The organism is Ferrovibrio sp., from assembly GCF_029255545.1.
In the GTDB taxonomy this organism is placed as follows: domain Bacteria; phylum Pseudomonadota; class Alphaproteobacteria; order Ferrovibrionales; family Ferrovibrionaceae; genus Ferrovibrio.
The window spans coordinates 20,965-33,000 of sequence record NZ_JANLJJ010000039.1 but is presented as its reverse complement, the minus strand read 5'-3'; the positions used below and the strand labels follow the sequence as shown (position 1 = coordinate 33,000).

The 12,036-nt window shown below is 66.0% G+C and carries 11 protein-coding genes; 3 read left to right on the top strand and 8 right to left on the bottom strand.

The window, feature by feature from the left end:
* Nucleotides 1-7: 7 nt before the first annotated feature.
* Together accD and Q1J79_RS07785 are read left to right on the top strand one after the other, a co-directional pair.
* Nucleotides 8-955, top strand: coding sequence for an acetyl-CoA carboxylase, carboxyltransferase subunit beta (gene accD / locus Q1J79_RS07790; protein ID WP_300298910.1), 948 nt, complete (start codon nucleotides 8-10; stop codon nucleotides 953-955).
* Nucleotides 927-2,261, top strand: a complete 1,335-nt coding sequence (locus tag Q1J79_RS07785; protein ID WP_300298907.1) for a folylpolyglutamate synthase/dihydrofolate synthase family protein — start codon at nucleotides 927-929, stop codon at nucleotides 2,259-2,261. Before accD ends, Q1J79_RS07785 begins: the two co-directional genes overlap by 29 nt.
* Here the strand turns inward: Q1J79_RS07785 and trxA are convergent.
* Nucleotides 2,258-2,581 carry a thioredoxin TrxA gene (gene trxA, locus Q1J79_RS07780; RefSeq protein WP_300298905.1) on the bottom strand — a complete coding sequence of 108 codons (324 nt, stop codon included), beginning with the start codon at nucleotides 2,579-2,581 and terminating at the stop codon, nucleotides 2,258-2,260. The genes Q1J79_RS07785 and trxA overlap by 4 nt on opposite strands.
* A gap of 259 nt (nucleotides 2,582-2,840) precedes the next feature.
* On the opposite strand from trxA, the gene Q1J79_RS07775 reads away from it, so the two are divergent.
* A complete protein-coding gene (locus Q1J79_RS07775; RefSeq protein ID WP_300298902.1) occupies nucleotides 2,841-3,914 on the top strand; it encodes an alpha/beta fold hydrolase in 1,074 nt (357 codons plus the stop codon).
* A 72-nt stretch (nucleotides 3,915-3,986) separates the two neighbouring features.
* On the opposite strand, the gene Q1J79_RS07770 is transcribed toward Q1J79_RS07775, so the two are convergent.
* The 7 genes from Q1J79_RS07770 to ptsP form a co-directional block, all read right to left on the bottom strand.
* Nucleotides 3,987-4,466 (bottom strand): DUF4167 domain-containing protein, encoded by a 480-nt coding sequence (locus tag Q1J79_RS07770; RefSeq protein ID WP_300298900.1) that lies wholly within the window; start codon nucleotides 4,464-4,466, stop codon nucleotides 3,987-3,989.
* 271 nt (nucleotides 4,467-4,737) lie between these two features.
* Nucleotides 4,738-5,589 carry a peptide chain release factor N(5)-glutamine methyltransferase gene (gene prmC, locus Q1J79_RS07765; RefSeq protein ID WP_300298897.1) on the bottom strand — a complete coding sequence of 284 codons (852 nt, stop codon included), beginning with the start codon at nucleotides 5,587-5,589 and terminating at the stop codon, nucleotides 4,738-4,740.
* Nucleotides 5,582-6,670: a peptide chain release factor 1 gene (gene prfA, locus Q1J79_RS07760; RefSeq protein WP_300298895.1), complete on the bottom strand. Its 1,089-nt coding sequence runs from the start codon at nucleotides 6,668-6,670 to the stop codon at nucleotides 5,582-5,584. Before prfA ends, prmC begins: the two co-directional genes overlap by 8 nt.
* A gap of 4 nt (nucleotides 6,671-6,674) precedes the next feature.
* Nucleotides 6,675-7,913: a histidine--tRNA ligase gene (gene hisS / locus Q1J79_RS07755; protein WP_300298893.1), complete on the bottom strand. Its 1,239-nt coding sequence runs from the start codon at nucleotides 7,911-7,913 to the stop codon at nucleotides 6,675-6,677.
* A gap of 29 nt (nucleotides 7,914-7,942) precedes the next feature.
* Nucleotides 7,943-9,082, bottom strand: coding sequence for a flavodoxin-dependent (E)-4-hydroxy-3-methylbut-2-enyl-diphosphate synthase (ispG, locus tag Q1J79_RS07750; protein ID WP_300298891.1), 1,140 nt, complete (start codon nucleotides 9,080-9,082; stop codon nucleotides 7,943-7,945).
* 152 nt (nucleotides 9,083-9,234) lie between these two features.
* On the bottom strand, nucleotides 9,235-10,329 hold the full coding sequence (locus tag Q1J79_RS07745) for a helix-turn-helix domain-containing protein (RefSeq protein ID WP_300298888.1): 1,095 nt from the start codon (nucleotides 10,327-10,329) through the stop codon (nucleotides 9,235-9,237).
* A gap of 66 nt (nucleotides 10,330-10,395) precedes the next feature.
* Nucleotides 10,396-12,036 (bottom strand): phosphoenolpyruvate--protein phosphotransferase (gene ptsP / locus Q1J79_RS07740; protein ID WP_300298885.1); only part of this gene is annotated, 1,641 nt, incomplete at its 5' end.

The window sequence follows — 12,036 nt, the reverse complement described above, 5'->3', positions numbered from 1 at the left end:
CATCGCCATGAACTGGTTGACCCGTACCGTCCTGCCCAAGATCCGCGAGATCACCCGCACCAAGAAAGACACGCCGGACAATCTTTGGAAGAAATGCCCGAGCTGCGGGCAGATGATCTATGCCAAGGAACTGGAAGAGAATCAGCATGTCTGCCCGAAATGCGACCACCATCTGCGCATCGGGCCGAAGGAGCGTTTCGCCGCGCTGTTCGACAAGGGCGAATACCAGACCATCGAATTGCCCGACGTGCTGCAGGACCCGCTGCATTTCCGCGATTCCAAGAAATACCCCGACCGTCTGAAAGATGCCCGCGCCAAGACCGGCCAGCGCGATGCCTTCGCCGTTGCCCATGGCACCCTGCATGAGCAGGATACCGTGATCGCCGTGCAGAACTTCGCCTTCATGGGCGGCTCGATGGGCATGGCCACCGGCGAGGCGCTGATCGCCGCCGCCAACCTGGCGATCACCCAGCGCGCCGCGCTGATCCTGTTCGCGGCCGCCGGCGGCGCCCGCATGCAGGAAGGAATCCTGAGCCTGATGCAGATGCCGCGCACCGTGATCGCGGTGCAGCGCCTGCGCGAGGCGCATCTGCCCTTCATCGTGGTGCTGACCGATCCGACCACCGGTGGCGTCACCGCGTCTTATGCCATGCTGGGCGACATCCAGATCGCCGAGCCGGGCGCTCTGATCGGTTTCGCCGGTCCGCGCGTGATCGAGCAGACCATCCGCGAGACCCTGCCCGAGGGGTTCCAGCGCGCCGAATACCTGCTGGAGCATGGCATGCTGGACATGGTGGTGCATCGCCGCGAGATGCGCGACACGCTGGGCCGCATCGTCAGCCTGCTGCTCGATCCGGCGCCGAAGGCCGATGTGGTGTCGCTGCCGCGGCCGGGCCTGGAAATCCCGCCGACCGGTGAGATTCCGCATGGCGCCCCCGCGCCCCGCGCCCGCTGACCCCAAGGAAGATCATCTCGGGGCCATCCTGCAGCGCCTGATGGCGCTGCACCCCAAGGCGATCGATCTGTCGCTGGAGCGCATCCGCGCCCTGCTGGCTCGGCTGGGCGATCCGCATCTGGCGCTGCCGCCGGTCTTTCACGTGGCCGGCAGCAAGGGCAAGGGATCGACCACCGCCTTCCTGCGCGCCATGGCCGAGGCGGCCGGCTATCGCGTGCATGCCTATACCTCGCCGCATCTGGTGCGGTTCAACGAGCGTATCCGGTTGGCTGGCCGCCTGATCGACGACGACAGGCTGATCGCCCTGCTGGAACATTGTGAACACGTCAATGCCGGTCAGCCGATCACCTTTTTCGAGATCACCACGGCGGCCGCCTATCTGGCCTTCGCCGAAACACCGGCCGATCTGGTGCTGCTGGAAACCGGTTTGGGCGGCATCGCCGACACCACCAACGTGATCCCGCAGCCGCGACTTACCGCGATCACGCCGATCGGCATCGACCATGTCGCCTTCCTGGGCGACACCATCACGAAAATCGCCGAAGCCAAGGCCGGCATCATCAAGCCTGGTGTGTCCTGCGTGGTCGGGCCGCAACCCGATGAAGCGATGGCGGTGATCGCAGCACGGGCGGCGGCCTGCGGCGCGCCGCTGATCCGCCACGGCCACGAGTGGATCGTGCGCGAAACCGCCGACGGCATGCTGTGGCGACAGGGCGATCAGGACCTCGACCTGCCCCGCCCCGCCCTGCTGGGCGCGCACCAGATCGTCAATGCCGGCATGGCGGTGGCCTGCGCGCGCAATCTGGCCGGCTTCGAGATTCCGACAGCCGCCATCGCCCGCGGCCTGCGCGAGGTAAATTGGCCAGCCCGCATGCAGCGTCTGGACAAAGGCCCGCTGGTCGATCTGCTGCCGCCGGACACCGAGTTGTGGCTGGATGGCGCCCATAACGCCATGGCCGGCGTGGCCCTGGCCGAAACGCTGCGAACCCTGCCCCGGAAACCAACCTGGCTGCTGGCCGGCATGCTGAACACCAAGGATGCCGCCGGCCTGCTGCGGCCGCTGGCGCCGCTGATGCGGGCGGCATGCTGCATCAGCATTCCGGGCGAGGCGAATTCGCTGTCGGCCGAAGACCTGGCGGCTGCGGCGCGCAGCGTCGGGCTTCAGGCCATGTCAGCAGGGAGCGCCGAAACCGCAATGCGGCAGATCGCAGATATGATCCGGGCCGATGCCTCGACGGCACCGGCCCGGGTGATCATCACCGGCTCGCTGTATCTCGCGGGCCGGGTGTTAGCGGAAAATGCTTAAATCGCCGAGTTGATCCACTCCAGGATGCGGCTCTTGGGCATCGAGCCGACCTTGGTGGACACCGGCTTGCCGTCCTTGAACAGGATCAGGGTCGGAATGCCGCGTACGCCGAATTTCGACGGCGTCATCGGGTTCTCGTCGATATTGACCTTGGCGATGGTCAGCTTGCCGGCCATCTCGCCGGCGATCTCGTCCAGGGCGGGCGCGATCTGTTTGCAGGGACCGCACCATTCGGCCCAGAAGTCGACCAGCACGGCATTGGAAGACTTGAGGACGTCGCTCTCGAAGGAGGCATCGGTAACTTTGGTGGGCGCGGACATGCGGGAATCCTCGTTGGGATGGGGAGTGCCGGGAGCAGCCTGATCAGGCGACTCCAGCAGAGGCGGATAAAGGTAAGAAGGTGCCCCGGAAGCGTCAAGCGGGCCGAAAAAATGTAACAACCCTATGATTTTCCTGAAAAACCGGCAGAACCGCCTGAGAATCAAGGGTGGACAAGCCCCGCCGGGCCTTGTTACAACTCGTAACAGCTCGGCGGGCCAGACCCGCCAAAAGGTTCAACAAAGGCTTAACGGGGGATCGATGGCCGGGGGCAACGCCACGACACTGCTGAATGCCAAGCCGCTGGTGGAAGCCGCCCTGCGCCGCTTTTGCCGCGTTTCTGCGCTTGCGCTGATTCTAGGCAGTGTCGCCATGGCCCCTGTCGTGGTTCCCGGCGCCGCGCAGGCCCAGCCACGCGCCGGCCACGCCAAAGCCGCCGTGACGCCGAAGCCCGATGCCAAGCCGGCGAAGCTGACCCCGCGCCGCCAGAAATCCGCCGAAGGCGCGCGCCGCGCGGCGGAAGCCGAGAATACAAACGGCTTCAACATCGACGGCCGTCGCGTGCGGGTCGACGTGGTGAAGGCCGAAACCGACATGCTGGGCCCGGATGGCCGCGCCCCTGCCGTGCTGATCCTGCACGGTGCCCATGGCCTGGGCGACGGCTCACTGTTCTATCCGCAGGCCAAGGCTTTGGCCGAGCGCGGCATCACCGCTTTCGTGATCCATTATTTCGACGGCATCCCGCAGGCCCGCAAGGCCGCCCCGACGTTGCATGACGAGCGTGAGCGCGTGATTGCCGAGGCCGTCTCGTATGTTTCCAAGCAGGCCTATGTCGATGCCGAGCGTATCGGCGTGTTTGGTCTGTCGCTGGGCGGTTTCCATGCCCTGAGCCTGGGCAGCCGCGACCAACGCATCCAGGCCGTGGTGAACGTGGTGGGGGCGATGCCGTCGGAAGTGCAGCGCAGGGGCGTGCACCGCATGCCGCCAACCCTGGTGCTGCATGGCGACCGCGATGCCACCGTGCCGGTGCGCCGCGCCTATGAACTGGCCAGCCTGCTGGGCGAGATCGGCGCCGAGCACGAAGTGAAGATCTACAAGGGGCAGGGCCATACCTTCCGTGGCGACGCCAAGGAAGACAGCATCAGCCGTACCGTCGACTTCTTTGAACGCTATCTTGGCGGCGACCGCGGCCTGCTCGACAAGGAACTGGAAATCGACATCGCCCTGGCGCCGATGGTGCCGGAGACCGAGACCCTGCCGATCCGCGAACTCACCATCGCCGATGAGGCCTTGTGGGCCCGGGCCGAACAGGGTGATCCGGCGCCGGGGAACTGAAGTTACCGGTTTCTTTGGAAACAAAAAAAGGCCGCCGGTATCCGGCGGCCTTTTTGTTTGAACGGCGTGGGTTCAGGCGGCGGCTTCGTCGCGCTCGGCCGGCTGCGCGCCGGGCTCGGCATTCGGGTCGAGGGCCGCTTCCAACTCCATTTCCAGGCTAGGCTGCTCGCCATCGACGGTAGGCGCTGCCTGCTGCTGCGGCGGCTGCTGACCGCCCTGCTGAGGAGCCTGCGGCTGCTGTTGCCCCCCCTGCTGGCCATTATTGGCGCGCTGCATCGGCGTCACGCCCTGAGCCAGCATGATGCGGTAATAGTGCTCAGCATGCTGCAGGTAATTCTCCGCCGCGATGCGATCGCCCGAGGCGTTGGCATCGCGGGCGAGCTGGCAGTAGCGCTCGAAGATGGTGTTGGCGGTGCCGCGGATTTTGACGTCCGGACCGTTGGAGTCGAAATTGCGGTGGGAACTGTTCATTCCCCCGCCACCACCGCCACCACCACCATGCGGCCTCCGGCCCTGGGGCCGGCCGCCACGTTGACGATTCTTGTTGTTCACAGGTTCATCTCGCTTGTTTCAGCAAATCGCGCATCAGGCTGGTTGCGCACCGTATCGCGTCGCTGAAACATGCGCGCGCGATGCAGTCGGCCTCTCCATCGAATCCAATCACCCGGTTTCAGTCGAAGAGGCGATGACGCTGCCTGCCTTATACGCCCGGGCCACTCACCCCTGAGATCAATGCCTTGGGCGTGCTTCCTTGGGACCGCGTCATCCCGACTCTCAAGATAAGGGGGGCGACTGCGGCTGCCAACCCCTTTTTGCTCGGAATTTACAGGGATTTCCGCCCGGTCACGACCCGACCGATGCCGGCGAGGTCGGGCAGCACGGCAATACCGGCAAATCCGGCCCCGGCCAGCAGGGCCGATACTGCGACATCTTGTCCCAGTCCGATTTCCAGGGCGACGAAAGCCCCCGGGGCCGCCAGTCGCGCCAGATCGGGCACCAGGCGGCGATAGGCCGCGAGGCCGTCAGCCCCGCCATCCAGCGCCAGCAGCGGCTCGTAGGTTGCCACCTCCGGCGCCAATCCCGGCACCACGGCGCTTTCGATATAGGGGGGATTGGAGATCAGGATATCGAATCGCTCCTCGATTCCCGCACCCCAGTCGCCGTGCCGGAAGCGCGCGCGCGCGGCCAGGCCGAGGCGTTCGGCATTCTCCTGCGCGATCTTCAGCGCGGCCGGCGAGGCATCGACGCCAAGGCCGGAGGCATTGGGCAATTCATGCAACAGGCTGAGCAGCAGGCAGCCCGAGCCGGTACCGAAATCGACCAGCTTCAGCTTTGCCCCGCGATCCGGGATCGCGGCCAGCACGCCGGCGACCAGCGTTTCGGAATCCGGCCGCGGATCCAGCACATCGCGGGTGACGCGGAACGGCAGGCTCCAGAATTCGCGCGTGCCCAGGATGTGCGAGATCGGTTCATAGGCGAGACGACGCAGCAGCAAGGCTTCGAAACGCGCGGCGATATCGGGCACCACAGCGATAGCCGGCTCAAGGCGCACGCGATCCGGCGTCAGGCCGGTGGCTTCGCTGAGCAGCAGCACGGCATCCTGGCGCGGCCCTTCGATGCCGGCCTGCTTCAGGCGGCGCGTTGCATCGAGCAGCAGGCCAGCGATGTCAGGCATTCAGTTCGGCCAGACGGCTGGCCTGATCTTCGGCGATCAGCGCCTCGATCACCTCGTCCAGCGCTTCTCCGGTCATGACCTGTTCGATCTTGTACAGAGTCAGGTTGATGCGGTGGTCGGTGACGCGGCCCTGCGGAAAATTGTAGGTGCGGATGCGCTCCGAGCGGTCGCCCGAGCCGACCTGCCCCTTGCGGTCGGCGGCGCGCGCCGAGGCCAGCTTCTCGCGCTCCGCCTCATAGAGCTTGGCGCGCAGCAGTTTCATCGCCTTGGCCTTGTTCTTGTGCTGCGACCGCTCGGTCTGCTGGGCCACCACGATGCCGGATGGGATGTGGGTGATGCGCACTGCTGAATCGGTCGTGTTCACATGCTGACCGCCGGCGCCCGAGGAACGGTAAACATCGATGCGCAGGTCGTTCTCGTTGATGTCGATATCGACATCCTCGGCTTCCGGCAGTACCGCGACAGTGGCGGCCGACGTGTGAATGCGGCCCTGGGTTTCGGTATCGGGCACGCGCTGCACCCGGTGCACGCCGGACTCGAACTTCAGCCGGGCGAAGACGCTGCGGCCCGAGATGGTGGCGATGGCTTCGCGGAAACCACCGAGCTCGGTATCGGCAATGCTTTCCACTTCAAAACGCCAGCCATGCTTGGCGGCATAGCCGCGATACATCTCGAACAGGTCGCGCGCGAACAAAGCCGCCTCGTCGCCGCCGGTGCCGGCGCGCACTTCCAGGATGGCGTTTTTCTCGTCGGCCTCGTCTCTGGGCAGCAACATGACCAGCACGCGGCGCTCGGCATCGGGCAGGGCCGCCTGGGCCTGCTTCCATTCTGCCTCGGCTAGATTGCGCATCTCCGGGTCGGAAGCTGGATCGTCGCGCATCGCCGCCAGATCGGCGACCTCGCGGCGCAGCCGGCGCCAGTCGTTGATGCCCTGCACCAGCGGCTCGATCTCGGCATATTCCTTCGACAGCCTGACGAAGACATCGGCGGCCAAGCCCCCGGCCGCCATCTGGGCCTGCAGCATCTCATAGCGCTCGATCACCTTGTCGAGCTTGGCCTCGGGCAGGCCGGCGACGTCCATGATGTTACGCTTTCAGCTTCGCCAGCAGGTCGCCGCGCGGCAGCGTGGTTTCCTCGCCGCTCGTCAGGTTCTTCAGCTTGACCACGCCCCCAGCCAGCTCGTCATCGCCGATCACCACCGCAGCGAAGCAGCCCAGCTTGTCGGCGCGCTTGAAGCGCTTGCCGGCATTGCCGCCATAGGCCAGCTCGACCGCAACATCCGCACGGCGCAGCTCGGCCGCCAGTTTCGCGGCCTCGGCCTCGGCGGCGGCGCCGATCGGGATGATGGCGACGCTGCGCGGCGGCACCGGCTGCGGGTCGGACAGCAACACCAGGCGCTCGATGCCGCCGGCCCAGCCGATGCCCGGCGTCGGCTTGCCGCCAAGCTGCTCGATCAGGCCATCATACCGCCCGCCGGCCAGCACGGTGCCCTGGGCACCCAGCATGTCGGTGGTGAATTCGAACGCCGTATGCGTGTAGTAATCCAGTCCGCGCACCAGGCGCGGGCTGACCTTGAACGGCACGCCGGCCGCACCGAGGCCATCCTGCAATGCCTTGAAGAAGTCGCTGGCCGCTGGCGTGAGATAGTCCTGGATCAGCGGCGCATTGGCCACCAGCCGGCGATCGCCCTCGTCCTTGGAATCGAGAATGCGCAGCGGATTCTTCTCCAGCCGCTTGCGGCTGTCTTCCGACAACGCATCGGCATGGCCGCTGAAATACCTCACCAGCGCCTCGCGATAGCCGACGCGGCTTTCCGGATCGCCCAGGGTATTCAGCTCCAGCACACATTTATCGAGGATGCCGAGCCGGCGCAGGATTTCGGCCGCCACCGAGATCACTTCCACATCGGCCTGCGGCTCGGCGGCGCCGATCACCTCGACGTCGATCTGGTGGAACTGGCGCTGGCGCCCCTTCTGCGGCCGCTCGAAACGGAACATCGGCCCCCAGGCGAACGCCTTGAACGGCACATGCTGCTGCAGGCCGTTGGAAATGAAGGCGCGACAGATGCCGGCGGTGTATTCCGGCCGCAGCGTCAACCCCTCGCCGCCCTTGTCGGTGAAGGAATACATCTCCTTCGAGACCACGTCGGAGGTTTCGCCCATCGAGCGGGCGAAGACCTCGGTGAATTCGAAAATCGGCGTCGCCATCTCGCGATAACCAAACAGAAGCGCGGCCTGGCGGGCGACATCCACCACATGGCGGAACCGCGCATAGTCGTCGGGCAGAATGTCATGCGTGCCGCGCACGGGCTGCAACTGGGCCACGGCGTGTCTCCGTCGTTGAAAGGTGGAAGCTAGGAAGCGGCGTCGGCCGCTTCGGCAGACTCTGTTGAAGCTTTGGCGGCCTCGATCTCGCGCGCCTTGTCTTCGACCAGCCTGACCAGATGCGCGACGATATCCTCGTTCTGCAGCCGGTGCGCCGGCTGGCCGGCGAGATAGACCTGGTGCGAGCCCTTGCCGCCGCCGGTAAAGCCGATATCGGTTTCGCGCGCCTCGCCCGGGCCGTTCACCACGCAGCCGATCACGCTCAAGGTCATCGGCGTGGTGATATGGGCCAGGCGCTGCTCCAGCACTTCGACGGTCTTGATCACGTCGAACTGCTGCCGCGCACAGGATGGACAGGAAATCACGTTCACGCCGCGATGGCGCAGGTTCATCGACTTCAGAATATCGAAACCGACGCGCACCTCTTCCTCCGGCGGCGCCGACAGCGAGACACGCAACGTGTCGCCGATGCCCGACCACAGCAGCATGCCGAGACCGATGGAGGATTTCACCGTGCCGATGCGCTGGCCGCCGGCCTCGGTGATGCCGATATGCAGCGGGTAGTCGCAGGCCTCGGCCAGGCCCTGATAGGCTGCGACCGCGAGGAAGACGTCGGAGGCCTTCACGCTGATCTTGAATTCGCGAAAATCATGGTCTTCCAGGATGCGCGCGTGATCCAGCGCGCTTTCCACCATGGCTTCCGGACAGGGCTCGCCGTATTTCTCCAGCAGGTGCTTTTCCAGTGAACCGGCATTGACGCCGATGCGCATCGAGCAGCCATGACCCTTGGCCGCCTTCACCACTTCGCGCACGCGATCCGCGCTGCCGATATTGCCCGGGTTGATGCGCAGGCAGGCAGCACCCGCCTCGGCCGCCTCGATGGCGCGTTTATAGTGAAAATGGATATCGGCCACGATCGGCACCTTCGCGGCGCGCACGATCTGTTTCAGCGCCCGGGTCGAATCCTCGTCGGGGCAGGACACGCGCACGATATCGGCGCCCGCCTCCTCGCAGCGGCGGATCTGCTCGATCGTCGCCACGGCATCGGAGGTCAGCGTGTTGGTCATGGTCTGCACGGTGATGGGGGCGCCACCGCCCACCGGCACCTTGCCGACAAAAACCTGCCGCGACTTGCGGCGCTGGATATCACGATACGGTCGGATGCTCATCGCTGCCGAATGCTCATGGCTGCTGCCTAAACCCGCCGCGCCGCTGGCTGGTCACCCACTGGCTTGTCAGGGGCGAGGCTGGATGCGGCGTAACATGGCGTCTTTACCCCGCCATGACAAGCCAGCGGGGACGTTGCCGTCAGGCCAAATCGCTAACCCTGGCCGCCGGATTTCAGGCGTTCGGCATCAAGCGGGATGCCGCGCTTGACCTCGCCCTCGCCGCCAAAGGGCGGCAGCGGCTGGCCATCAACGACGATGCGCACCGCGCCGGCATTGCCAGTCAGCAGGGTCAGGCCCTCGCGATCCGGCACCACATAGCGCTCGCCGGCATTCAGCAGGCGGGTGAAAACCTGCTCGTTATTCGGGCCGCGCACCTGGATCCAGGCCGGTCCGGTGGCCTCGACCCGGATGCGGCTTCCCTCCGTTTCCGGCGCCCCGAAGCTGCTGGCGGCCGGTGCCGCTGCACTCACCACAGGCACTGGCGTGGCCGGCGAGGGCGCGGCAACTGGTGCCTGGACCTGGACAGGAGGTGGTGAAACTTCGGAGGCAGCAGGCTGAGCTACCACCGGCGGCGCGGCAGCGGGCGGCGGGGAAACCGGGGGGCTGGCCGGAGCGGCGGCGGTCTGCTCGGCCGGCGCCTGCGGCGCCGTAGCGACCGGCGGTGTGACGGATGGCGGCGCCGGCGAGGCAACGGGCGCCGGGGCAACAGAAGGCGGTGGCGCAGCAGGCGGCGGGACAACCGCAGGCGCAATGGGCTGCGGGCTGGGCACGAGGTCGGCCAGCCGCGCCGGCACCGCCTGGATCAGGTCCTGGCCAAGGCGCAGCGTTTCCTGATGCCTGTACCACAGGGCGTAAACGATGCCCGCCAGGATCAGGGCGCCGATCACCAGCCAGAGCCGCGGCGTACGCTCTTCGGGACGCGGCAGCGGGAAATTCAACACCACGCGCTGTACCTGGCCATCGGCCTCGGCCTGATAGGTCTTCAGCACCTGTTCGGGATTGAGGCCGAGGAACTCGGCATACTGGCGCAGGAAGCCGCTGACATAGACCGCGCCAGGCAGTTCGGCAAACCGCCCGGCTTCGATCGCTTCGAGATAGGGACGGCGGATGCGCAGGCGCGCGGATACATCCGCAAGGGCGAGACCACGCCGCTCACGCACCACCTTCAGGCTATGGCCAACTCCATCATAGCTATCCGCTACGACGGTCGCGGCGGCAGCCGCCTGTTCGCCGGACTGGGCATTCATGTCGGATTGCCTACCCTTGTTCGCGCCTGGCCATATTACGGCAATTGACCGATCAGGCCAGCTATTTCAAACAATTACCCCGTTTTCCCGGGCAAATTCTTCTAGCTGGGCGCGTATGCTGTGATCGGGCGAGGCGTACAACTTAGACATAAAATCAGCCAAATGGAGAACATCCAGGCTACGCAGCATTTCCTTGACCGGGCCGACCGCGCTGGCCGGCATGGACAGGCGCCGGAAACCGAGCCCAAGCAGGGCCATGGCCTCCAGTGGCCGGCTGCCCATCTCTCCACACATGGTGATCGGCTTGGCCGCCGCGTGGCATTGCTGCACCACCCAATGCAGGAAGCTGAGCATCGCCGGACTCATGGGATCGTAGCGGTCGGCCAATTTCGGATTGCCGCGGTCGGCAGCGAACATGAACTGCATCAGGTCGTTCGAGCCGACCGAGACGAAATCCACCAGCGGCAGCAGGGCCGGCAACTGCCAGGCGAGCGCCGGCACCTCCAGCATCGTGCCCACCGCGATCTTCAGCGGCACGGGCTTGCGCAGGGACACCAGCCGCTGCACCTCGCGATCAAGCAGCCGACGGGCACGGCGGAATTCATCTACTTCGGCGATCATCGGGAACATGACATGCAGGCTGCGGCCGGCGGCGGCCTCCAGCATGGCGCGCAGCTGCACCTTCAGCAGGGCCGGGCGATCGAGCGCCAGGCGGATGGCGCGCCAGCCCATGGCCGGGTTCTCTTCCGGATACTTCACCAGATAGGGCAGCACCTTGTCGCCGCCGATATCCAGCGTGCGGAACACCACCGGACGTTCGCCGGCATGCTCGATCACGCGGCGGTAGATCGCGGTCTGCGCCTCTGCCTTGGGCATGGTCGGCCGCACCATGAACTGCAATTCGGTGCGATACAGCCCGATGCCGTCGGCATTGGTCTCGTCCAGATGGCCCAGATCGATCAACAGGCCGGCATTCACCAGCATGGCAATGCGCTGGCCGTCCCGCGTCACCGGCGGATCGTCCCGCTGGGCGGCATATTTCGCTAGCCGCGCCTTGCGCAGGCTGACGCCCTGATGGAAGGCCGAGACCACGTCGGGCGCCGGCCGCACGAAAACCTGGGCATGGTCGCCATCGACCACCACGGTATCGCCCGGCTCGACCTTGGCGATCACGCCTTCGACGCCGCCGATCACCGGAATGGACAGCGCGCGCGCCACGATGGCGACATGGCTGACGCTGGAACCTTCCTCCAGCACCACGCCCTGCAGCTTGCGGCGGTCATAGTCCAGCAACTCCGCCGGCCCCATGCTGCGCGCCAGCAGGATGGCATTGTCAGGCAGGTTCTCGGCCGCCGAATGATAGGGCTTGCCGGCCAGATGCAGCAGCAGGCGGTTGGCCAGATCGTCCAGGTCGGCCAGGCGTTCGCGCAGGTACGGATCGGTGATCGCCTGCATGCGGTGACGCGTGTCGCCCTGCACGCGCAGCACGGCGGCCTCTGCCGTCAGGCCGGATTCCACCGCCTGGTGCAGCTTGGCCAGCCAGCCGGTGTCATGGGCGAACATCTTGTAGGTTTCCAGCACGTCGCGACTTTCGCCGACGATGTCGCTGTCGGGCGCCTCCAGCATCCTGTTGACCTGGTCGCGCATCGAGGCAACGGCGGCGTCCAGCCGCTGCTTCTCGAAGGGGATGTCGTCGGCGATGGTCTT